Annotated in this window: 16 protein-coding genes; 4 read left to right on the forward strand and 12 right to left on the reverse strand. The window is 72.2% G+C overall.

Going from position 1 to position 22,125, the window contains the following annotated elements; translation table 11 throughout:
* Positions 1–16: 16 nt before the first annotated feature.
* Positions 17–2,887, reverse strand: a complete 2,871-nt coding sequence (locus tag M2163_RS23370; protein ID WP_280894925.1) for an FAD-binding and (Fe-S)-binding domain-containing protein — start codon at positions 2,885–2,887, stop codon at positions 17–19.
* 90 nt (positions 2,888–2,977) lie between these two features.
* Here M2163_RS23370 and serC point away from each other — a divergent pair, with 90 nt between their 5' ends.
* Positions 2,978–4,096 (forward strand): phosphoserine transaminase, encoded by a 1,119-nt coding sequence (gene serC, locus M2163_RS23375; RefSeq protein WP_280850866.1) that lies wholly within the window; start codon positions 2,978–2,980, stop codon positions 4,094–4,096.
* A gap of 90 nt (positions 4,097–4,186) precedes the next feature.
* Here serC and M2163_RS23380 read toward each other — a convergent pair whose 3' ends face one another.
* The 3 genes from M2163_RS23380 to M2163_RS23390 form a co-directional block, all read right to left on the reverse strand.
* Positions 4,187–5,698: a cellulase family glycosylhydrolase gene (locus tag M2163_RS23380; protein ID WP_280894926.1), complete on the reverse strand. Its 1,512-nt coding sequence runs from the start codon at positions 5,696–5,698 to the stop codon at positions 4,187–4,189.
* 109 nt (positions 5,699–5,807) lie between these two features.
* Entirely contained in the window at positions 5,808–6,617 is an 810-nt protein-coding gene (locus M2163_RS23385; RefSeq protein WP_280850864.1) for an ABC transporter permease, read from the reverse strand.
* Positions 6,614–7,585 carry an ATP-binding cassette domain-containing protein gene (locus M2163_RS23390; RefSeq protein WP_280850863.1) on the reverse strand — a complete coding sequence of 324 codons (972 nt, stop codon included), beginning with the start codon at positions 7,583–7,585 and terminating at the stop codon, positions 6,614–6,616. The genes M2163_RS23385 and M2163_RS23390 overlap by 4 nt, the downstream gene beginning before the upstream one ends.
* A gap of 87 nt (positions 7,586–7,672) precedes the next feature.
* On the opposite strand from M2163_RS23390, the gene M2163_RS23395 reads away from it, so the two are divergent.
* Entirely contained in the window at positions 7,673–8,446 is a 774-nt protein-coding gene (locus M2163_RS23395) for a TetR/AcrR family transcriptional regulator (protein WP_280894927.1), read from the forward strand.
* Here M2163_RS23395 and M2163_RS23400 read toward each other — a convergent pair.
* The gene (locus tag M2163_RS23400; RefSeq protein WP_280894928.1) at positions 8,429–9,415 is read right to left on the reverse strand and encodes a WD40 repeat domain-containing protein; all 987 of its coding nucleotides are present in this window, start codon (positions 9,413–9,415) and stop codon (positions 8,429–8,431) included. The two genes, M2163_RS23395 and M2163_RS23400, sit on opposite strands and share 18 nt — an antisense overlap.
* A 341-nt stretch (positions 9,416–9,756) precedes the next feature.
* On the opposite strand from M2163_RS23400, the gene M2163_RS23405 reads away from it, so the two are divergent.
* Positions 9,757–10,434, forward strand: a complete 678-nt coding sequence (locus M2163_RS23405; RefSeq protein ID WP_280894929.1) for an SGNH/GDSL hydrolase family protein — start codon at positions 9,757–9,759, stop codon at positions 10,432–10,434.
* Positions 10,435–10,458: 24 nt separating this feature from the next.
* On the opposite strand, the gene M2163_RS23410 is transcribed toward M2163_RS23405, so the two are convergent.
* From M2163_RS23410 to M2163_RS23425, 4 genes are all read right to left on the reverse strand, one after another.
* A complete protein-coding gene (locus tag M2163_RS23410) occupies positions 10,459–11,187 on the reverse strand; it encodes a carbonic anhydrase (protein WP_280850859.1) in 729 nt (242 codons plus the stop codon).
* A gap of 160 nt (positions 11,188–11,347) precedes the next feature.
* A complete protein-coding gene (locus M2163_RS23415; RefSeq protein WP_280850858.1) occupies positions 11,348–12,133 on the reverse strand; it encodes an ABC transporter permease in 786 nt (261 codons plus the stop codon).
* Entirely contained in the window at positions 12,130–13,077 is a 948-nt protein-coding gene (locus tag M2163_RS23420; protein ID WP_280894930.1) for an ATP-binding cassette domain-containing protein, read from the reverse strand. Before M2163_RS23420 ends, M2163_RS23415 begins: the two co-directional genes overlap by 4 nt.
* A 37-nt stretch (positions 13,078–13,114) precedes the next feature.
* Positions 13,115–13,780: a DUF4097 family beta strand repeat-containing protein gene (locus M2163_RS23425; RefSeq protein ID WP_280894931.1), complete on the reverse strand. Its 666-nt coding sequence runs from the start codon at positions 13,778–13,780 to the stop codon at positions 13,115–13,117.
* Positions 13,781–14,003: 223 nt separating this feature from the next.
* On the opposite strand from M2163_RS23425, the gene M2163_RS23430 reads away from it, so the two are divergent.
* A complete protein-coding gene (locus M2163_RS23430) occupies positions 14,004–14,756 on the forward strand; it encodes a helix-turn-helix domain-containing protein (protein ID WP_280850855.1) in 753 nt (250 codons plus the stop codon).
* A gap of 247 nt (positions 14,757–15,003) precedes the next feature.
* Here the strand turns inward: M2163_RS23430 and M2163_RS23435 are convergent, their stop codons facing one another.
* The 3 genes from M2163_RS23435 to M2163_RS23445 form a co-directional block, all read right to left on the reverse strand.
* Positions 15,004–19,047, reverse strand: a complete 4,044-nt coding sequence (locus tag M2163_RS23435) for a polymorphic toxin-type HINT domain-containing protein (RefSeq protein ID WP_280850854.1) — start codon at positions 19,045–19,047, stop codon at positions 15,004–15,006.
* A gap of 95 nt (positions 19,048–19,142) precedes the next feature.
* Positions 19,143–19,871 carry a DUF6193 family natural product biosynthesis protein gene (locus M2163_RS23440; RefSeq protein WP_280894932.1) on the reverse strand — a complete coding sequence of 243 codons (729 nt, stop codon included), beginning with the start codon at positions 19,869–19,871 and terminating at the stop codon, positions 19,143–19,145.
* Between the two features lie 58 nt (positions 19,872–19,929).
* On the reverse strand, positions 19,930–22,104 hold the full coding sequence (locus M2163_RS23445; protein WP_280894933.1) for a trypsin-like serine protease: 2,175 nt from the start codon (positions 22,102–22,104) through the stop codon (positions 19,930–19,932).
* Between the last annotated feature and the right edge of the window lie 21 nt (positions 22,105–22,125).

Below are 22,125 nucleotides of genomic sequence, written 5' to 3' on the forward strand. Positions count from 1 at the left end.
CCCGCCCCGCCCCCGGTCAAGGCCCGGGTGTCAGTCCCTCCGCCAGAAGCTCCGCAAGGTGCCGTCCCCGTACGCCCGCCAGCTGCTCCAGCTGGGTGCGGCAGGAGTAGCCGTCGGCCAGGACCGCCGCGCCCTCGGGCGCCTGGCGCACCGACGGCAGCAGCTGCTCCTCCGCGCAGGCCCGGGACACCTCGAAGTGGCCCTTCTCGAAGCCGAAGTCGCCCGCCAGCCCGCAGCAGCCGCCGGTCAGCTCGCCGGTGAGGCCCGCGGCCTCCCGCAGCCGGCGGTCGGCCGTGTCGCCGAGGACGGCGTGCTGGTGGCAGTGGGTCTGGCCGACGACGGGGCGGTCCAGGGCCGGCGGCCGCCAGTGGGGGGCGAGCCGCTCCAGGGCCTCCGCGAAGGTCAGGACCCGGGAGGCGAGAAGGGCGGCGCGCGGGTCGTCGTGCAGCAGTTCCGGCAGGTCGGTGCGGAGCGCGGCCGCGCAGCTCGGTTCCAGGACGATGACCGGCGTCGTCGTCTCCAGCACCGGGTCCATCAGGTCGAGGGTGCGGCGCAACACCGCGCGGGCGCGGTCGAGCTGCCCCGTCGACACATACGTCAGGCCGCAGCAGACGCGGCCCCGGCCGCGCAGCACGGACACCGGGTCGAGGGCGACCGTACGGCCGTCGCCCACCGGCGGCTTCGCCAGGTGCACGGTGGGCGGCAGCGCCACCCGCAGCCCCGCCGCCTCCAGGACCCGTACGGCCGCCTGCCCCACGGACGGCGAGAGGTGCTCGGTGAAGGTGTCCGGCCACAGGACGACCAGGTCACCGGTGCCGCGGGCGTCCCGCGCCTCCCACCACCGGCTGAAGGTCACCGGGGCCAGCCGCGGGATCCGCCGCTCGGGCGCGATCCCCGCGAGCCGCTTGGCGACGGCGGCCAAGGGCCCTGCGGAGGCCAGGGCGTTGACCACCGCAGCCGCCCGCAGCCGGTCCACCAGGCGCAGCCACACCGGCAGCCGGCCCATGCTGTAGTGGGCGGCCGGACGGCGCCGGCCCGCGTAGTGGTGGTGCAGGAACTCCGCCTTGTACGTGGCCATGTCGACCCCGACCGGGCAGTCGGACCGGCAGCCCTTGCAGGACAGGCACAGGTCGAGGGCGTCCCGCACCTCCGTCGACCGCCAGCCGTCGGTCACGAGCCCGCCCGCCTCACCCGCGAGCATCTCGTGCAGCAGCCGGGCACGTCCGCGCGTGGAGTGCGCCTCCTCTCCGGTGGCCCGGAAGGACGGGCACATCACGGCGGGCCCGGACGCCGTGGCCGTACGGCATTTCGCGACGCCGACGCAGCGCCGTACCGCCGCCGTGAAGTCGCCGCCGTCGGCCGGGTAGCCGAAGGCCACGTCGACCGGCTCGCGGGGCAGGACGGAGAACCGCAGCCGGGAGTCGAGGGGGGCCGGGCGGACCAGCATGCCGGGGTTGAGCAGGTCGTCCGGGTCCCAGACGGCCTTCGCCCGCTCGAAGAGGGCGACCATGTCGTCGCCGTACATCCTCGGGAGCAGTTCGGCGCGGGCCATTCCGTCCCCGTGCTCGCCGGACAGCGAGCCGCCGTGGGCGACGACCAGGTCGGCGAGCTCCTCGGAGAAACGCCGGAAGCGTCCCACCCCGGCCTCGGTCAGCAGGTCGAAGTCGATGCGGACGTGGATGCAGCCGTCGCCGAAGTGGCCGTACGGGGTGCCCCGGAGGCCGTGGGAGCCGAGCAGCCGCCGGAAGTCCCGCAGATAGGCGCCGAGCCGCCGCGGCGGCACCGCGCAGTCCTCCCAGCCGGGCCAGGCCTCGGTCCCGTCCGGCATCCGGGTGGCCGTACCGCTGGCGTCCTCCCGGATGCGCCACAGGGCCCGCTGACCCGCGGGGTCGGTCACCACGAGGGCGTCCAGGACGTCGGCGGCGCGCACGATCTCCTCCGCACGCGCGCGTGCCTCGGCCCCGCTGTCGGCGCCGGTCTCCACGAACAGCCACGCGCCGCCCCTCGGCAGCGCGGTCGCCGAGGGCACCAGGTCGGCCGCCATGCCCTCCACCGTCAGGGGGCGGTGCACCAGCAGCCCGGCGGCGGCCTCGGCGGCCGCGCCTTCGTCCGCGTACCCGAGGACGGCGAGCGCACGCGCGCGCGGTGCCTCCACCAGCCGGACGACGGCCTCGGTGAGGACGCCGAGGGTGCCCTCGCTGCCGCAGAAGGACCGGGCGACGTCGGCCCCGTTCTCGGGCAGCAGGGCGTCCAGCGCGTACCCGGAGATCCGGCGGGGCAGCTCGGGGAAACCGGTCCTGAGCCGCGCGAGCTCCCCGTCGACCAGCTCCCGCAGCCCGTCCGGCGCCCCGGCCCAGCCCTGTCCGAGCCGCAGCCGCTCACCGCGCGCGGTGACGACGTCGAGCCGGTGCACGCTGTCGGCGGTCGTGCCCCACGCCACCGAGTGCGACCCGCAGGAGTTGTTCCCGATCATCCCGCCGAGCGTGCACCGGCCGTGCGTGGAGGGGTCCGGCCCGAACCGCAGCCCGTGCGGGGCGGCGGCCTCCTGGAGCCGGTCGAGGACGAGCCCGGGCTGCACGACGGCGGTACGGCTCGCGGGGTCGAGGGACAGCAGCCGGTTCATGTGCCGGGTGAAGTCGAGTACGACACCGGTCCCGGTGGCCTGTCCGGCGATGGAGGTGCCTCCGCCCCGCGCCACCACCGGTACCCCGTGCGAGCGACAGACCTCGAGCGCGGCGGCCACGTCGTCGGCGTCCGCCGGGGCCACGACCCCGAGCGGGACGCGCCGGTAGTTGGACGCGTCCATCGTGGTCAGGGCCCGGGAGGTGACGTCGAAACCGACCTCGCCCCGGACGGCCTTGCGCAGCTGGGCCTCAAGATCCGTCATGGTTCCAGCAAACCAGTCCGGTCAACACCGCCGCGTCTCACCCGACGGACTACGTTTCGGCCAGGTTTCCCCAGCGGCTACGCTCCCCTCGTGGCTGAGATCCAGATTCCCGCTGACATCAAGCCCGCCGACGGTCGATTCGGCGCGGGCCCCTCCAAGGTGCGGACGGAAGCGCTGGACGCGCTGGCCGCGACCGGAACCTCCCTCCTCGGCACCTCCCACCGCCAGGCCCCGGTGAAGAACCTGGTCGGCAAGGTCCGCGAGGGCATCAGTGAGCTGTTCTCGCTCCCCGAGGGCTACGAGGTCGTCCTCGGCAACGGCGGCTCCACCGCGTTCTGGGACGTGGCGACGCACGGACTGATCGAGAACAAGTCGCAGCACCTGACCTTCGGCGAGTTCTCGTCGAAGTTCGCGAAGGCGTCCAAGCTGGCCCCCTGGCTGGCCGAGCCGACCGTCGTCTCCTCCGACCCCGGCACGCACCCGGAGCCGCGCGCCGAGGCGGGCGTCGACGTGTACGCGTTCACCCACAACGAGACCTCCACCGGTGTCGCCGCCCCGATCCGGCGCGTGGCCGGTGCCGACGAGGGCTCCCTGGTCCTGGTGGACGCCACCTCCGGCGCCGGCGGCCTCCCGGTCGACATCGCCGAGACGGACGTCTACTACTTCGCCCCGCAGAAGTCCTTCGCCTCCGACGGCGGCCTGTGGATCGGTGTGTTCTCCCCGGCCGCGATCGAGCGCGCCGAGCGGATCCACGCGTCCGGCCGCCACGTCCCGGAGTTCTTCAGCCTGCCCACGGCGATCGACAACTCCCGCAAGAACCAGACGTACAACACCCCGGCGCTCGCCACCCTCTTCCTGCTGAACCAGCAGCTGGAGTGGATCAACGGCCAGGGCGGCCTGGCGTGGTCGACGGCCCGCACGAAGGACTCCTCCACCCGCCTGTACAGCTGGGCGGAGGAGTCCAAGCACGCGACGCCGTTCGTCACCGACCCGGCCAAGCGCTCCCAGGTCATCGGCACGATCGACTTCTCGGACGAGATCGACGCCGCCGCGATCGCCAAGGTGCTGCGCGCCAACGGCATCGTCGACACCGAGCCCTACCGCAAGCTGGGCCGCAACCAGCTGCGCGTCGCGATGTTCCCGGCGATCGACCCGGCGGACGTCGAGGCGCTCACCAAGTGCATCGACTACGTGATCGAGAAGCTCTGATCGCTTCGGTACGACGATGAGGGGCGCCCGGTGTTCACCGGGCGCCCCTTGTCGTCCGTCGGCTCGCGCTCAGCTCACGCCTGGCACGGCTCAGGCAGCCGTGCAGCTCACGTTCGGCACACCCCCGCCCCCGGGCGCGCCCCCGAACCCGAAGCTCGCCGAACCACCCGCGGCGAGCGCCCCGTTGTGCGCGGCGTTCGTCGCGGTCACGGTGGATCCGGTCTGGCTGTACGACGCGTTCCACATGGAGGTCACCTTCTGCGACCCCGGCCAGGTCCAGGTCACCTTCCAGGAACTCAGCGCCACGGAGCCGGAGTTGGTGACCTTGACCTCCGCGTTGAACCCGCTCCCCCAGTCGCTGCTGACGGAGTAGGAGGCGGTGCAGGCCGCAGTGCCGCCGCCGGGGCCACCTGGGTCGCCGCCGCCCGAGCCGGGGAAGCCCGGTGCCTTGACGCTCGCCAGGTAGCCGTCCTTCACGGTGTCCACGCTCTGCCAGTCGTCCTTCAGGATGCCGCCCGTGTCACCGGAGTTGGGATTCCAGGACCAGAAGGTCCAGTGGAAGGAGTCGGCGCCGTACGTCGAGGTCGGGCGCAGGTAGCTCACCAGCGCGGCGAGCCACTTCTGGTCCACGGCCGACTGGAGGGTGGTCCCGAACTCGCCCACCCACACCGGGGCGATGTTCTGCTTGAAGATGTAGCCCCAGTACTTGTCCCAGATCCCCGGCATGTTGGCGGGGAACGAAGGATCGCTGAACCAGCTCTGCTGGGCCACGCTGGTGGCGTAGTCGTGGGCGGAGTACACGACGCGGTTGGCGACGCTCAGCTGCACCGGGTACTGGGCGACCCCCATGAGGTTGCCGCCCCACCAGCCGGAGACGCCGTTGAAGGTCTGCACGCCCTCGACGAAGATCAGCAGGTCGGGGTTGACCGACAGCACCGCGTTCCCGGCCCGCTGGGCAGCCAGCCGCCAGTCGGTGGCGGTGTCCCCGCAGCCCCAACAGGCCGGGTCGTGCGGTTCGTTGTGCAGGTCGATCCCCACGACGGTGTCCTTGCCCTGGTAACGGGTCGCGAGGGACTTGAGGTTGGCGATCCACGTCGACTCCGGGACCGCGGCCGTGTACCAGAGCGCCGACTGGCCGGCGGAGTCCGGGCGGTGCCGGTCCAGGATGACCTTGAGGCCGTCCTGACCGGCGTACGACACGATCCTGTCCAGGACGCCGAGCGAGTTCAGGCCCTGGAGGTCGGCGTTCTTGCCGCTGGAGAAGTCGATGCTGTTGGGGACTGCGCCCGACTTGAAGATGTCGTCGCTGAACGGGATGCGGATCGTGTTGTAGCCCAGCGACTTCATCTGGTCGATCATGGATTTGTAGTCGCGGGACCACAGGCCGTGGACGACGAGGTTGCTGGTCTCGAAGCCGAACCAGTTGATGCCGGCGATCCGGACGGGCTGCCCGGAGGCGTCCAGGATCTGGCGTCCGCTGGTGTGCCAGTAGCCGGCACCGGCGTCGGCCTGGGCCTCGGCGGCGTGCGCCGACTGCGCTCCGGCCAGGAGCGGCAGCACGAGCGCCGCCGCGCACAGCACTCTTCGCAAGCTGCGGAACATGTCGCTGCTTCCTCTCGAAGGGAGCAGGCCCGGAACCAATGGGAGCGCTCCCATCAGCCTGCACCTCCCATGGAAGTCAGGTCACATGAACACGTCAAGACTCGGGACGCTACCTGCTCAGCTTCTGGAACCTCCGTACCGCCAGCGGCAGGAAGATCGCCGTGAGCACCACCGGCCACACCCCGGCCATCAGCAGCGCGTGCTGCTCGACCCAGGACTCCCCGCCGCCGACCGGGGTTCCGAACAGCTCCCGGGTCGCCGCCGCCGTGGAGGAGATCGGGTTCCACGCGGCCACCGCGCCCAGCCAGTCGGGCATGAGCTGGGGCGCCACGAAGATGCTGGAGATCATCGTCAGCGGGAACGCGACCGCGAACAGACCCCCCGCCGCCTCCGGGTTGGGCACCATCAGACCCAGCCACACCCCGATCCAGATCAGCGCGAACCGCAGCCACAGCAGCAGCCCGAAGGCGGCGAGGAAGCCGAGCCCGCCGTCCGGCCGCCAGCCCATCGCCACCGCCGTGAGCATCATGATGGCCAACTCGGCGCAGGCGACCAGCAGATCGGTCACCCCGCGGCCCGCGACCACCGCGGAGGAGGCCATCGGCATCGAGCGGAACCGGTCGATCACCCCCTTCGTGGCGTCGTACACCACCAGGGTCGCGGTGTTGATGAAGCCGAAGGCCATGGTCATCACGAACATGCCCGGCATCAGGAAGTCCTTGTAGTCCCCGCCGCCGGGCACCTGCATGGCGCTGCCGAAGACATAGCCGTAGAGCAGGACGGAGAGGATCGGGAAGCCCAGCTGCCAGGCGATGTTGACGGGTTGGCGCTGGTAGTGGGTGAGTCCGCGGCGAACGATGTTCCACACGTCGGCGAGAACCCAGTAGGTGCGGCCGCGGGTGGTCTCCAGGGTGCTCATGCGGCCGTCTCCTCGGTCTCGGTGCGGTGTCCGGTCAGGCGCAGGAAGACGTCGTCGAGGCTCGGCCTGCGCAGTCCGATGTCCTCGACCCGCACGCCCTCGTCCTGGAGGGTGCGGGCCACCTCGGTGAGGGCGGAGACCCGGTCGAGGACGGGGGCGTGCACCCGCAACTCGCCTTCCTCCGCCTCGGGTTCGCCGTCCGAGACCCGGGCGACGACCTTCACCACGCGCGCGATGTCGGTCCGCTCGGCGACCACGACCTCGACACGGTCGCCGCCGACCCGGTCCTTCAGCCCGTCAGGGGTGTCGTCGGCGATGGCCCGGCCCTGGTCGATGACGGTGATGCGGGAGGCCAGCCGGTCGGCCTCCTCCAGGTACTGGGTGGTCAGCAGCACGGTGGTGCCGCTCGCCACCAACGCCCTTACGGAGTCCCAGACTTCGCCCCGGCTGCGGGGGTCGAGGCCGGTCGTCGGCTCGTCGAGGAAGAGCACGGCGGGCGCGAGGATCATCGAGGCGGCGAGGTCGAGGCGGCGCCGCATGCCGCCGCTGTACTTGCCCACGCCCCTGTCGGCGGCGTCGGTGAGGTCGAACTGCTCCAGGAGCTCGCCGGCCCGCCGCTTGGCCCGCTTGCCGCCGAGGTGGAACAGCCGGCCGAACATCTCCAGGTTCTGCCGGCCGGTGAGGACCTCGTCCACGGCGGCGTACTGCCCGGTGAGGCCGATCCTGGACCGCACCTCGCGCGGGTGCCGGACCACGTCGAGCCCGGCCACGGCGGCCCGGCCGCCGTCCAGCCGGATCAGCGTGGACAGGATGCGGACGGCGGTGGTCTTGCCCGCGCCGTTCGGCCCGAGCAGGCCGTGCACGGTGCCCTCGCGGACGGCGAGGTCGAAGCCGTCGAGGGCGCGCTTGTCGCCGTACCGCTTCTCCAGTCCCTCGGCGTGGACGGCGTATCCGTCGTCGGTGGTCATGGTTCCCCCTTCTCTCCTTAACTGAGTACACCGTACCCGATTGCGCGTACGCTGTACTCAATTTTTCGCCGGAACTAAGCTGCGCCCATGACGAGCAGCGGGGACACCAGTGGCAGCGGGGACATCGTCCGCACGCTCGAACTGCTGTGGGAGGGGGCTCCGCGGCCCAGCCGGGGGCCCAAGCCGGGCCTGACGCTGGACCGGATCGTGGAAACGGCGGTCCGGATCGCGGACGAGGAGGGGTTCGACGCGGTCTCGATGCGCCGGATCGCCACCGAGCTCGGCACCGGCGCGATGTCCCTGTACCGGTACGTCCCCGGCAAGGCCGAGCTGCTCGACCTGATGCTCGACCGCGTCCAGCGGCCCTCCGAGAACCCGGCCGACCTCGGCGACGGCGGCTGGCGCTCGGCGCTGGAGGCCATGGCCCGCGCCACGCTCGCGCTCTACACCCGCCACCCCTGGCTGCTCGGCGTCAACCAGGCCCGCCCGCTGCTCGGTCCGAGCGCGCTGGACGGCATGGAGAAGATGCTCGGCCGGATCCGCCCGATGGGCCTGACCGACCCCGAGCTGGTCTCCGCGGTCATCATGGTCGACGGGTACGTCGTCGGGGCCGCGCGCACGCAGGTCTACCAGCGGGAGGCGGAGCGTACGTCGGGCATGACGACCGCGGACTTCTTCGCGGCCCAGGCCCCCTTCATCGAGAAGGTCATGGCCACCGGCCGCTACCCGGTCCTCGGGTCGCTCGCCGAGGACACCTGGAGCCCGGAGTTCGACCACTTCGAGTTCGGGCTCCAGCGGATCCTGGACGGCCTTGAGGTGTTCGTGGCCGCTCGGCGGACGGACTCAGGAGCGCCTGAATAGCCGCCGCAGTCCGAAGAGCGCGGCGACGGCTCCCAGGGCGAGGGCGCCGATCTTGAGGGTGCCGGTGGAGCCGTCGCCGTCGTCGCCGGAGGCGGAGGAACTCCCGCTCCCGCCCTCCGCGGACGACCCGGACCCGCCGCCCGGCGCGTCCTGCGCCTCGACCTCGCTGTTCGCGCCCTCCATGCCGAGCAGGAGCTTGGTCCCGTCCGGGGAGTAGGAGACGGACTCCCCCTGCCCGAGGGGCACGCTGATCCGGCCCTGCTTCTTGAGGTCGCCGTCGTTCCAGTCGTACCAGATGCCGCCGAAGTAGCCGCGTACGGCGAGCTGCCGGCCGTCCGGTGAGAAGGCGGCGTCGGTGGCCCACAGGTCGACGGCCTTGACGGGCTTGAAGACGTTCGTGCCGGACGGGGAGAGGGTGGCGGGTCCCTCGTAGAGATGCCCGCCGTCCTCCTGCTTGTCGATGATGTACACGCGTCCGGTCTTCGGGTGGACGACCATCGACTCGGCGTCGCGCGAGCCGTCGGTGTACTTCACCACATACTGCGTGGCCTTGACGGACTGGTCCTCCAGGTCCTTCGGCTCGGGCAGCTTGTAGATCCACACGTAGGGCCAGGTGACCCCGTCGTTGTCGCCGATGTCGCCGACCCAGATCTCGTTTCCGGGCCCGACGGCGATGGCCTCCACGTCCCGCGGGGTCCCCACGCCGGTCATGGTGATCCTGGCGACGGTCCTGCCGGTGGCACTGTCCACGGCGTACAGGTACGCGCCGGTGTCCTGGTCGTTGTGGGTCCAGTAGATCCCCGGGTGCTGCCGCGAGGCGGCGAGCCCGCTGGACTCGGTGATCCGGGGATCGCTGATGGTGAAACCCCGGTCCCCCTTCCCGTCCCCGTCCCCGTCGGCGGCGGAGGCGGGCAGGGCGGACCCGGCCACGAACAGGATCCCGGCGATCAGGGCAAGGGCTCGACGCATGCCCCAAGCCTGCCATCCCTGCGGGGCTTTGAACGGGGGTGGGGGAAGGGGGTGCGGGTTGGGGAGGGGGCTGGGGCTTGGGACGGGGAGTTGGGGCTGGGGGCTTGCGGCCAGGGCAGGGGTGGTCAGCCTGTGCGAGGGGTGCAGCCGGAGGGGTGGTGGGGTCCCGGGGTCACCGAGGGCACGAGCGGAAGGGTGTCCGGAGGGCACGCCGCAGTGGGTTCCCGCAGCGCAGGTGCACCGCAGCGCAGGCGCGCACGTCACCGCGGCGGCCCGGTCGCAGGCCTTGGCGTGGGCGGGCTCACATGCCATGGGGGCCGTGGATGATCCATCATGAGCGGATGCTCAGATTCATGCCGGTCGGCGACTCGATGACGATCGGGAGCGCGGGCGAGCACACCTGGCGGTACCGGATGTGGCAGCACCTGCGCGACACCTACGGCCGCCCCTTCGCCCTCGTGGGCCCGCGCGAGACGCTGTACGACAAGGCGGCCGGCGCTCCGACGTCGTACGAGTACGCCGATCCCGACTTCCCCCGGGCCCACCTGGCCGGCTGGGGCGAGGGCTGGCTGCACATGGCCCCGCTGATCGGCGAGGCCGTACGGACGCACCGCGCCGACGTGCTCCTGGTGTCGCTGGGCCTCATCGACCTGGGCTTCTACACCAACGCGGAACAGACCGCGGAGAACGTCCACGCCTTCGTCGCCGAGGCCCGCCGCGCGAACCCCAGGATCCGGATGGCCGTCCTCCCGGTGATCCCCAACGTCCGCGCGGAGTCGGACGGGCCCTTCGCCACGGAGGTCACCCGCTTCAACGAGCTCCTGGCCAAGGCGATCGCGGACCTGGACGAGCCCCGCTCCCCCCTGCTGCCGGCGTCGCCCCCCTCGTCGTACGACATCAACCACGACACCTACGACGGCACCCACCCGAACGCGAGCGGCGAGCACAAGATCGCGGCGGCCTTCGCGGAGGCGATGTACCAGGCGTGGGACCTGGGCGAGCCCTACGACGCCGGCTGAGGGAAGGGCGGGCCCCGCGTCGGGTCAGAGGAGGTGCACCCGCTGCGTGGTCAGCTCGTAGCGCGCGCCCACGACGGCCAGTGCGCCGGAGTCCACCTTCGCGGCGAGCTCCGGTTCCGCCGCGAGCCGTGCCCGGACGAGCCGTATGTTCGCGTCGACCGTGGCGTCGATCCGCGCGTCCCCGGACTTCGTACGGTCGATGGCCGGGCTGATCTGATCGGCCAGGTACTGGATGTGGGCCGGCAGTCCCGCCCCCGACTCGTCCGCCTGGACCGCCGCCTTCACCGCTCCGCAGGACTGGTGGCCGAGCACCATGAGCAGCGGGATCCCCAGTTCGAGCACCCCGTACGCGAGGCTGCCGAGCACGGCCTCGTCGAGGACCTGCCCCGCGGTGCGCACGGTCATCAGATCGCCGAGCCCCTGGTCGAAGACCAGTTCCGGCGCCACCCGGGAGTCGATGCAGCCGAGCACGAGGGCGAAGGGGTGCTGCCCGGTCGTCAGCGCCTGCCGGACGGCGGGTGTCTCGTCGGGGTGCCGCTCGCGGTAGGTGCGCCAGCGCCGGTTGCCCTCGGCCAGCTCGCGCAGGGCCTCCTCGGCGGTGGTGGGCCGCTTGCGCGGCGGAACCGCGGTGGGCGCGGCGACGGCGGCCGGGACGCCGGCGGCGAGGCCGGTGCCGAGAGCCGCGGTACCGGTGAGCGCGGCGCGCAGGAGGGCGCGCCGCGCGGTGCTGTGGGGTCGGTGGTCGGAGTTCACGAAGGGGAACGTACGTCCGGCACGTTCCCCATCTGTTCGGATTGCCTTTTCATGACCGGGTGTTGGTGATTCATGGGCGAAAGCCGACCCGTTCCTGGTCGCCGCCGGAGTCACCAACCGGCATGTCAGGGGCGAGAGTTGGCTCGCGCGTTGCACGTGGTCACTTCGGGCCGCCGTTGAACCTCGCGGTCGCCCAGCGATAGCCGAGCACCGCGAGCCCGAGGCACCAGGCGACGGCGATCCAGCCGTTGTTGCCGATCTCGGTGCCGAGGAGCAGTCCGCGCAGGGTCTCGATGGCCGGGGTGAAGGGCTGGTACTCCGCGACCGGCTGGAACCAGCCCGGCATCGCGTCGACCGGCACGAAGGCGCTGGAGATGAGCGGCAGGAAGATCAGCGGCATGGCGTTGTTGCTGGCGGCCTCGGCGTTGGGGCTGACCAGGCCCATGCCGACCGCGATCCAGGTGAGGGCCAGCGCGAACAGCACCAGCAGTCCGAAGGCCGCCAGCCACTCCAGAGCGGTGGCGTCGGTGGAGCGGAACCCGATGGCCACGCCGACCGCGCCGACGAGGACCACGCTGACCACCGACTGGAGCACACTGCCGACGACGTGCCCGACGAGCACCGAACCGCGGTGGATCGCCATTGTGCGGAAGCGGGCGATGATGCCCTCGGTCATGTCGTTGGAGACGGAGACCGCGGTGCCGATGGTGGTGGAGCCGATGGTCATCAGCAGCAGGCCGGGGACCAGGTACGCGATGTAGTCGGAGCGGTCGCCGCCGCCGATGCCCGCGCTCATGGTGTCGCCGAAGATGTAGACGAAGAGCAGCAACAGCATGATCGGCGTGAGCAGCAGGTTCAGGGTGAGCGAGGGATAGCGCCGGGCGTGCAGGAGGTTGCGGCGCAGCATCGTGGACGAGTCGCGCACGGCGAGGGAGAGGGTGCTCATCGGACGGTCTCCTTGGTCTGGTCGGTGCCGCCGGTGAGGGCGAAGAACACGTCGTCGAGGTCGGGGGTGTGCAGGGCCAGTTCGCCGGCCTCGATGCCGGCCGCGTCGAGCCGGTCCAGTACGGCCCGCAGCTCGCGCTGGCTGCCGTCGCTGGGGAGTTGCAGGGTGAGGGCCTCGTCGTCCCGGGTGGCCGCGCCGAGAGCCAGGGCCGCGCTCTCGTACGAGGCCGGGTCGGTGAAGCGCAGCCGGACGTGTCCGCCGGGGACGAGCCGCTTGAGCTCCTCGGCGCTGCCCTCGGCGGCGATCCGTCCATCGTGCAGGACGGCGATGCGGTCCGCGAGCTGGTCGGCCTCCTCCAGGTACTGGGTGGTGAGGAAGACGGTGACACCGTCGGCGACCAGCTCCCTGATGATCTGCCACATGGTGTGCCGGGAGCGGGGGTCGAGGCCGGTGGTGGGCTCGTCGAGGAAGATGATCCGCGGGTCGCCGACCAGCGTCATGGCGATGTCGAGGCGGCGCTTCATGCCGCCGGAGTAGGTGGAGGCGGGCTTCTTCGCCGCCCCGGTCAGGTCGAAGCGCTCCAGCAGCTCCGCGGTGACCCTGCGGCCCTCCGCCTTGGAGAGGTGGTGCAGGTCCGCCATGAGCAGCATGTTCTCCTCCCCGGTGATCAGCCCGTCCACCGCCGAGAACTGCCCGGTGACACCGATCGAGGCACGCACACCCTGCGGATCGGCGGCCAGGTCGTGCCCGCCCACCTGGGCCTGCCCGCCGTCAGCGGACACGAGCGTGGAGAGGATCTTCACGGCGGTGGTCTTGCCGGCCCCGTTCGGCCCGAGGAGGGAGAAGATCGTGCCGGCCGGCACCCGTATGTCGATGCCGTCGAGGACGACTTTGTCGCCGTAGGACTTGCGCAGTCCGTCAGCCGCGATGGCCAGGTCGGTCATGGTGAGTGCTCCTTGGAGGGCTGCGGTCGGTTGCGGGTCAGAGGCTGCGGGCGGTGATGTCGCCGTGGGTGGTGGTGGCGCGGACGGTCAGGGGCGCGGCGGTGCCTTCGGTGTTCTTGAGGGAGTTGTGGACGCGGCCGTGGGAGGTGCCGGCGTCCAGGGCGGCGGAGGTGGCGGTGGCGAGGGTGATGTCGCCCTGTTGGGTGGTGAGGTCGAGGGTGCCGGTGACGGCTTCGTGGATGGTGATGTGGCCGCGCTGGGTGCTGATCCGGCCGGGTCCGGTCAGGCGCTGGACGGTGATGTCGCTGTCGGTGGCGGTCAGGTGCAGGCTCGCGGCCTCGTCGATCTTGACGGGGCCGTGGGCGCCGTCGAGGGCGAGGTGGCCGAGGCGTCCGACGGCGCGGAAGCGCAGGGCGGCGGAGGTGGCCTCGACGCGGGAGCCGGCGGGCAGCTGGACGGTGACTTCGACGGAGCCGGAGGGTCCGAGGTACTGGTTCCTGGCGGCGGGGGCGGTGATCCGCAGGACGCCGTCGCGGTGCTCGACCTCGATGTGCTCGGCGGCCTTGGTGTCGCGGTTCCGTGCGGGGTCGGCGGGGCGGATCTCGACGGTGGTGTCGGTGCGGTCGGCGGCGATGACCTGGACGTGTGCGGTGGGCAGGTCGATGACGGCGGTCAGGGGGGCGGGGGTGTCGAACTTCTGCATCAGGTGCTCCTGCGTTCGTCGCTGTTTCCGATGAACGAAAAGCTACGTTGCATTCACGATCCCGGCAACATACCTGTTGCGCTAAATCCGTATCGTCGCAGGCAGTTGAGGCAATTTCATTGCAACAGATTCAAAAGCAACGCAACGTCAGCTAGACGATCGTTGCAACAGAAGAAAGGTGAACGCTATGCTGCCGCCACCAGGAACGACGAAGGAGACCGCGATGCCGGGAGGCAGGCTCACCCAGCAGGAACGCCAGCAGATCGCGCTGGGAGTGGCCGACGGCCTCGCCTACGCGGAGATCGCCCGCCGCCTCGAACGTCCCACCTCGACCGTCACCCGCGAGGTCATGCGCAACGGCGGTCCCACCGCCTACCGCGCCGACCTCGCCCACCGTGCCGCCGAACGCCGGTCACACCGCCGCCGCCAGGCCGCGCCGCGCGGAACGCAGACCCCCGCACCGGGCCACGGACGCGACCCCGAGGCGGTACGGGAGTACGAGGAGACGTTCACCACCGTCCTCATGCAGACCGGCGCGCCCAAGATGATGGCGCGGGTGATGACCTGCCTCTACACGAGCGACACCGGCAGCATGACCGCCGCCGAACTCGCCCAGCGCCTCCAGGTCAGCCCGGCGTCCATCTCCAAGGCCATCAGCTACCTCGAGAACCAGGGCCTGGTGCGCCGTGAACGCGACGACCGGCGCCGCGAACGCTATGTGGCCGACGACGACGTCTGGTACCAGTCCATGATCGCCAGCGCCCGCGGCACCATACAGCTCGCCGAGACCGCACGACAGGGCGTGGGCGTCCTCGGCAGGGACACCCCGGCCGCCGTCCGGCTGGAGAACATCGCCCGCTTCCTCGACTTCGTCTCCGAGAGCATCACCCGCGCCGCGGACCAGGCCCGCGAGGTCCTCCACACGAAGGCGGAGCCCGCCCAGGACAGCGAACCCCCCTCCGACGGCACCACCTGAGCGACCGGCGCCCGATGGCGCCGGCGAGGCAGCCGGCGCAGGACCGGACACCGGCCCGCAGCCGCCACTCCCCCGCTCCTCCGCCTGCCCGGACGGATCACCCGAGTGATGGCCCACGGCCACGTCCTCAGCGATGTTCCGTTCACGCGCGGCCTCTGTGCCGATCGGGCCCGCGCCGGGCGGACTCCCTCCAGGTCGCCCCGTGGCACCCGGAGAGAGTCCCCCGACTCTCTTTCCCGCCGCTTTCCTAGCCGGGCGGGTTGATCTTCACGACCTCACCCAGGTCGCCGTAGAAGGTGATGTTGTCCCAGTCCAGGTACTCCCTGCGGTTCCAGTACACGAGCCGGGCCATCTCCCACTCCGTGGCCCTCCAGTTCGTGCCCTGCCCGTTCCGCACGGCCTGGTCGAACTTCTGCTGGTAGGTGGGGGCGTCGCCCGGGCCGTCGAAGCCCTTCAGGCTCACGCCGATCTTGCCGTTGCTCCGCATGACGTCTTCGACGCCCGCCATCCAGCCGGTGTACGGAATGCCTCCGGGCAGATAGGCCTGCGGGGTCTCGTACTTGGGGTCCATGAAGTTGTACCCGTCGAGACGGGTGGTCTCGTCCCCGACGTGCTCGCGCAGACCGAGCACCAGGACCTTGCACTCGGAGTTGTGGACCAGGACGGGCGTCCGCCCGGCGAGGACGTAGAACGAGTGCAGCCCCGCCACGGTGAGGCTGTAGGTCGCGCTCTGGCGGACATGGGCGCGGTTGGCGAGAACCGTCGCGGTCGTACCGGTGTCCGTGCGCAGGGTGTCGCCGGGCCGCAGGTCCTCCGCGGGCACCCAGGCATGGAGGTCGGTGCTCCAGAAGGGGTGTTCAGAGGTGGCCGAGAGATCGTCGACCTCGCCGGTCGGTCCCCGGATGGTCAGCGCGGCAAGGTACTTGTCGTCGTACTGCGTGACGATCTGCCGCGTGACCCGCCGGGCCCCGGTCTCGCCGGTCGCCGGATCGGTGGCCCGGACCAGGTCACCGGCCTGGACCTTCTCGATCGGCTCGGTGCCGCCGTCCGCCATGAGCACCTGCGTGCCGGGCAGGAAGCACTGGGTGCAGCCGCGTTCCAGGGCCCGCAGGGTCCGGTAGGCGACGCCCAGCATGCGGAACTTGGACGACATGATGACGTCGCGGCTCAGCTCCCAGCACGCTTCGAGATCGCCCTTGCGGGCGCAGTTCTCCAGCTGGGTGAGCCCGGTGACGGCGTTGATGATGTCGTTGAGCTGCTTCATGCTCGCCTCGAAGGCGGGGCCCCGGGAGAGCACGTCGCAGTAGGCCTCGTGGTGCTGGCACCAGCGGCCGGGGTTCTCGATCGCCTCGCAACCGAGGATGCCGCACCGGTAGAGCTCGGCGGGCGTGACGCCTTCCTTCTCCTTAGCCTCCTTCGCGGCGACGGCCGCGCGGCGGCGGGCCTCCTCCTCCTCGCGGTACTTCTGGACCGTGGCCACGAACGCCTCGGTCGCGGCCTGGGCCGCCTCGGTGGCGCTCTTGCCGGCCCGCTCCGCGGAGACCTGGGCCTGGGTGGCCGAGGCCCACGCCGAGGACGCGGAGGTCTGGGCGAGTTCCGCGGACACGGTCGCGTCGCTGGCCGACCTGGCGGCGTTGCTCGCGGCCGCGTCGGCCCGGTCGGCCGCGGCACGCGCGGTCTTCGCGGACTCCGCCGCCCGCGCCGCGGACGCCTCGGCGTCCTTGGCGTACTGGTCCGCCTGGGTGGAGTAGGCATCCGCCTTGTCGGCGGACTCCTGTGCCTTCGCCGCCCACTCCTGGGCCTCGGCCGATGCCTTGCGGGCCGTCGCCGCGGTGGCCTGGGCCGCCGCGGCGTCGTGCTGCGCCTTCGCGGCGACCTGGGCGGCCTCGGCCACGAGCTGCTGCACCTGCAACTGGTGGGTCAGCGCCAGGAGGTCCTTGCGCTGCGCGGTGAACCGGCCGGACACCACGAACCGGTGCAGGAGGTCGGTGGGGCCCTCCAGGGCGATGCGCGCGGCGGAGCTGACCTCCGGGTCGCCGCTGTCGACCAGCTGGGCGGCGGTCACCCGGTCGTCCTGGTACTGGGCCTCCGCGAGGGTACTGGTGAGGAAGGTGCGGTAGGCGTCGGTCGTCCCGGCGCCCAGTGCCGCGCGCGCCTTGTCCCGGACGTTGGGGCCTCCGGTGTCGGCCGCCTGGGCGACCGCGATCCGGAAAGCCTCCCGGCCGGCCTCGTACTGGCCCACCCGCAGGAAGGCGCTGACGGTGGCGGCGCCGCCGTCGAGCGCCGTCTCGGCCGCGTCGCGGACCTCCTTGACGGAGCTCTCCTCGGCGAGGCGCTCCACATCCGCGCGCTCGTCCTGCTGCTGGGCCTCGGTGCGGCCGGTGCGCACGTAGGCGACGACTCCGGCGGCGTCCTCGCCCAGCGCCTCCTCGGCGGCGGCGCGCAGCCAGGACTTGCCGTCCTTCATGTCGAGCAGGGCGAGCTGCCGGCCCTGCCGGGCGATCTCCTCGTCGTCGGTGCCGGCCTGGGCCTGCTGCGCCAACTCCTCCGCCGTGCGCTGCCGTTCGGCCGTCTCGGCGGCCTCCTGTGCGCGCTTCTCCTTGTCCGCCGTCTCCTGGGCCTTGAGGTCGCGGGCGTTCTCGATGCCGGCGTTGGTCCGGCCGAGGAGTTCCTCCGTCTCGACCTCGCGGGCCAGCGTGTAGACGTTCTCGGCCTGCTCGGCGGCCTGCGTGGCGGCGTTGGCGGCCTCCGTGGCCGCGTCGGCATGGGCGGTGGCCTTCGCGGCTGCGGTGGCCGCGTCGACCGCGCTGTCGGCGGCCTGCTGCGCCGCCGTCGCCGCCTTCCTGGCGTGCCCGGCGGCCGAGCGAGCCGCGTCGCGGGCGGCCGCGGCGGCCGTGGCTGCTTTGCGGGCCAGCGATTCGGCCTGGCCGGCGGCCCGGTTGGCCTCGGCGGCCTGCCGGTGCGCGGAGGCCGCGGCGGCCCGGGCGTTGGCGGCCGCGGAGCTGCCCGCCGCAGCGTACTGGCTCGCCTGTACGGCCGCGTCGGCCGCCGCGGCGGCGTTGCTGCCCGCACTGGCGGCGGATCTGGCGGCGTCACCGGCGGCGGTGGCGGCCTTCACGGCCTGGTCGGCGGCGTCGGCCGCCCGGTCGGCGCCCTTGGCCGCGTCACTGGCCTTGGTGGCGGCCTTCCGCGCCGCGTCCGCGTTGGCGGCGTCCGTCGAGGCGGCTGCCGCGGCGTTGCGTGCGTCGGAGGCCGCGTTGGCGGCGTTGACCGCCGCTGCCGCCGCCTGCGCGGCCGCTGCCGCCGCCGTCCGCGCGGACTGTTCAGCGGAGTTGGCCGCGGAGATGGCCCGCTGTGCGGCCTTCGCCGCCCCCGACGCGGCGCTGGCTGCCCGGTTCGCGGCGCGTGCCGCGTCAGCGGTGTCCTCCTTGGTGGCCTCGGCCTCGGCTGCCGCCTCCTGTGCGGCCTTCTTGGCCTGCGCGGCGGCCTCGACGGCCTCGGCGGAGGCGTCCTCGGCCTTCGCAGTCTCGGCGGCGGCGAGCTTGCCGGCCCGCTCCGCCTGGTCGGCGAGCTGCGCGATGCTCGCGTACTCCTGGTCGCGGTTGCGGGCGACGAACTGGCCGACGTCCAGGAACTCCCGTACGTCGTCGACGGTGCCGCTCAGCGCGAGCCGCCCGGCGGAGCGCACATTGGTGCCGCCTGCGGCGATGATCTGGGCGGCCAGGACCCGGTCGTCCTGCTCCTGGGCCTCGGGCAGGCCCGTGTCCAGGAAGGTCTGGATGTCCTCGGCGGTACCGGCCAGGGCCGTCCGTCCGCGTTCCTGGACCTCGGGGCCGCCCGCGTCGATGACCCGGGCGACGAGCACCCGCTGGTCCTGCTCCAGGGGTTCCTGCCAGCCCGACTTCATGAAGCGCGCGAGATCGCCCTCGCTGCCGGTCAGTGCGGTGCGGACGGCGGCGAGCGTGTTCTCCCCGCCCATTCCGGCCAGTTGGGCCGCCTCGACCCGGTAGTCCTGGATCTGCTGGTCGCCGTAGGTCATGAGGAACGCGGCGATGTCGTCGGCGTCGCCGGCCAGCGCAGTCTCGGCGGCCGAGCGCACCTCGGTGCCCCCGGTGGCCCAGATGTCGACCACCTGCTGCCGGATCGTGCGGGATATCGGCACGACGGTGCCGTCAGCCGTGTCGTCGGCGGCGGCCGGATACGCGGCCAGCACACCGGCCAGCACGGCCATGGCCAGGGAACCGGCTATACGTCTGCGTTTCCCGGAATATCCGGGGCGCTTTCGGTGCATTGATTTCCTCAGTTCGTCAAATGGGCATGGAAATGGCGTACAGGAAATGCGGGCCACCTGTCCCAGCGGCCCGGAAAGGCAGGGGCGCGCGAAACTCAGTCGGGCCTGCCGGTGAAGCCCGCGACGGCCGGGCCGACGGAGTCCGGGAGGTGCGCGAGCGCGAGCGCCACCGCCTCCGCCACCGTGGGAACCTCGCCGTACGCGCCGGTGTTCGGGTGGCGCAGGACGATGTACCGCCCGCCGCCGTACACCGGGCTGATCGCGACCTCGTCGTGGTACGGGCGCCCGGTGCAGGAGCTGAAGGCGACCGTCCAGTGGCTGGTGAACGGGAAGAGCCGACGCAGCCGGGGTTCCGCGTACGCCGCCTCCACCAGCAGGCCGAACTCCGGGAAGCCCGGCGTCTGGGCCGCCTTCTCACGCAGCAGCTCCCACTGTGCCTCCACCGCCGCGGCGGGCCCGCGCTCATGGGCCCCGGCGATCGGGTCGACCCACAGGAAGGGCAGAGCCTCCTTCATCCGCGACATGCTCTCGCCCCCTCCCCAGGCCGCACCCGCCTCGACGACGTCCCGAAGCTCCCGTGTCACCCCTGTGACGATGTCCACGCCCCCGGCCCGGCCGACGATCTGGAAGGCACGGCTCTCCGTGCGCGGGAACACCTCCATGGGGAGCCTGCCTCGTGCCGTGGTGGCCACACCGACCGAATCGGGTGAGCCCGCTCGTCCGGGGACGAGAACGAGAGGGATTCCGAGGGCGGTCGCCGATCGGTGGAGGGCGGCGGCCATACCGCCGGCCTCCACCACATCCGGATAGAATTCGGAATTCATCCGGACAGTGTGACAGCGCGGGACATCGCGATGAACCGGGTTGCTTTTCCGCTCCGCTCTATCGGGCCGCGTATCCGAAATCGACGCCCGCGGCCGGGAGACCGCCGGCGCCCGGCTGGTACGTCGTGACCGCGGCGACGGTGCCGCCGGCGGTCACGTTGGACAGGGGCAGGGCGTGCAGGGCGCCGTACGTGGACGGGCCGTTGGGCATGCCGACGTACAGGCTCGTGCCCGTGTAGTGGAGGCTGCTGCCGAGCTGCTGGCCGGCGCCCGGGGTGCCGGGGATGCCGTCGCCGTCGCCGGCCTCGATCCAGCGGTCGTTGGCACCGGGCGTGCCCAACAGGGAGAACGTGCTGATGCCGCCCGCGCTCGCGGTGGTGCCGATGGCCTCGTCGGGGATGCCGACGGCGAGCTTCATCGTGGCGGTGGTACTGACCGCGCCCGGCGTGGTGTTGATGGCGGTCAGGGCAGCGCCGAAGTGGTCACCGGCCTCGGAGGTGCCGGAGACGTCGTCGTCACCGGTGCCCGAGGAGTAGCCGTTCAGCTGGGTGTAGGCCCCGGCTGCGGTGATCCGGAAGGTCAGCACCAGGCCTGCCTCTGCCTTGGCCGCACCGTCGACGCTGAGCGCCTCGCCGGGCGCGCCGACCGCGAGGATGGATTCCGTGGCCGCCGCGGCCCCCGAGGGACGGTAGGGCACGAGGGCCAGGGACTGGCCGAACAAGTCACCGGCTTCGGCACCGCCGGAGACGGTGTCGAGGTCCTGGTCCAGGCCGAAGCGCGGGGTCGGGCGGTTCTCGGAGTTCAGCGTGTGCGAGAAGACGGCGAGGTTGCCGGCGTCGGCGTCGGAGCCGATGGCGTCGCCGGGCGCGCCGATGGCGATGTGGTTGGAGTCGGCGGCGACGCTGGTGCCGAACTCGTCGTTCGCCTCGGCCGCGCCGCTCACCCCCGTGGCCTCCTGGTTGATCGCGATGTTGGTGGTGCCGTGCAGGTAGATCGCGCTGCCGGCCTTGGCGATGGATCCCAGCGCCTCGCCGGGCACACCCATGACGACGAACGGCTCGCCCGCGGCGGTGTTGCCCGCGGCCAGCGCGTAGCCCAGGCGGTCGCCGCTCTCGCTGCCGGAGGCGGCCAGCGAGCCGGTGCCCGCGCCCTGCTCGAAGTGGGTGTCCTTCTTGGCGCCGGTGCCGAGGCCGCCGGTCGCGCCGTGCAGGATGTCGACCATGCCGGCGTCGGTGGCGGAGTCGAGGTCCTCGCCGGGGGTGCCGACGACCAGGTCGGTGCAGCCGTCCTCGTCGTAGTCGAGGGTGGCGATGGCCGTGCCGAACGCGTCACCGGCCTCGGCGGCGCCGGACACCCAGTCGAGGTCCTGGTTGATCTCGGCGGTGCCCTTGCCGCCGCCGTACACGACCCGCACGAGCCCCGCCTTGGCGTCACCGCCGACGGTGGCCTTGGGGTCGGAGACCGCGATGTCCTCGACGCCGTCGCAGTTGAAGTCGGTGACCGGCGCGGGGCCCGTCGTGGCGGAGACCCAGGAGGCCAGGTCGTCGGAGCGGGCGGCGATCGCCCCGGTGCGGGTCTCCGTCTCGCCCAGGCAGCCGCCCTGCCAGGACCGGCTGCCGACGCCGACCAGTTCGGCGGTGCCGTTCGTCTCACGCAGCAGGGGGGCACCGGTGTCGCCCTGGCACAGGGCACCGTTCTGGCCGGTGATGGTGAGGTCGTCGGTGCCGACCGTGTCCACCGCGAAGGCCGTGCTGTGCGCGGTGGCAGTCAGCCAGTCGCCGGCGGTGCGGCCGTATCCGACCGCGCGGAGCTGGTCGCCCGCGGCGGGGGCGGTGGTCGCCACTGTCACGGGGGTGACTCCGGTGACCGGGCGGGCGAGGCGGGCCAGGACCAGGTCACGGCCGGCCCGCGGTACCAGCTGGACCACGGCGCTGGTCTTGCCCGCGACGGTGGCGGTGGCCGACAGGGCGGGCTTGCCCGCGGCGACGGTGGGCACCTCCACGTCGGCGGCGAAGCAACTGGCCGCGGTGAGGATCCAGTTGGAGGCGACGAGGGCACCGCTGCACGCGCGGGCCGTGTCGTCGGCACCGAGGGACACGCGGGCGGTGAAGGCGTAGGAGCCGGTGGCGACCGGACCGCCGACGACGGCGTGCGCGGGAGCGGCGGTCAGGGCCGTGGCGGCGGCGACGGCCGCCACCACGGCGGCGCCCGCGGAAGAACGCAGAGAGGTCACGTTTCTCGATTCCTTGATGCT

Source organism: Streptomyces sp. SAI-135 (assembly GCF_029893805.1).
In the GTDB taxonomy this organism is placed as follows: domain Bacteria; phylum Actinomycetota; class Actinomycetes; order Streptomycetales; family Streptomycetaceae; genus Streptomyces.

Bases quoted from the DNA above. Each gene is read 5' to 3' on its own strand.
- M2163_RS23370 (WP_280894925.1), bottom strand. From the start codon at position 2,887: ATGACGGATCTTGAGGCCCAGCTGCGCAAGGCCGTCCGGGGCGAGGTC.
- M2163_RS23380 (WP_280894926.1), bottom strand. From the start codon at position 5,698: ATGTTCCGCAGCTTGCGAAGAGTGCTGTGCGCGGCGGCGCTCGTGCTG.
- M2163_RS23385 (WP_280850864.1), bottom strand. From the start codon at position 6,617: ATGAGCACCCTGGAGACCACCCGCGGCCGCACCTACTGGGTTCTCGCC.
- M2163_RS23390 (WP_280850863.1), bottom strand. From the start codon at position 7,585: ATGACCACCGACGACGGATACGCCGTCCACGCCGAGGGACTGGAGAAG.
- M2163_RS23395 (WP_280894927.1), top strand. From the start codon at position 7,673: ATGACGAGCAGCGGGGACACCAGTGGCAGCGGGGACATCGTCCGCACG.
- M2163_RS23400 (WP_280894928.1), bottom strand. From the start codon at position 9,415: ATGCGTCGAGCCCTTGCCCTGATCGCCGGGATCCTGTTCGTGGCCGGG.
- M2163_RS23405 (WP_280894929.1), top strand. From the start codon at position 9,757: ATGCTCAGATTCATGCCGGTCGGCGACTCGATGACGATCGGGAGCGCG.
- M2163_RS23415 (WP_280850858.1), bottom strand. From the start codon at position 12,133: ATGAGCACCCTCTCCCTCGCCGTGCGCGACTCGTCCACGATGCTGCGC.
- M2163_RS23420 (WP_280894930.1), bottom strand. From the start codon at position 13,077: ATGACCGACCTGGCCATCGCGGCTGACGGACTGCGCAAGTCCTACGGC.
- M2163_RS23425 (WP_280894931.1), bottom strand. From the start codon at position 13,780: ATGCAGAAGTTCGACACCCCCGCCCCCCTGACCGCCGTCATCGACCTG.
- M2163_RS23430 (WP_280850855.1), top strand. From the start codon at position 14,004: ATGCCGGGAGGCAGGCTCACCCAGCAGGAACGCCAGCAGATCGCGCTG.
- M2163_RS23435 (WP_280850854.1), bottom strand. From the start codon at position 19,047: ATGCACCGAAAGCGCCCCGGATATTCCGGGAAACGCAGACGTATAGCC.
- M2163_RS23440 (WP_280894932.1), bottom strand. From the start codon at position 19,871: ATGAATTCCGAATTCTATCCGGATGTGGTGGAGGCCGGCGGTATGGCC.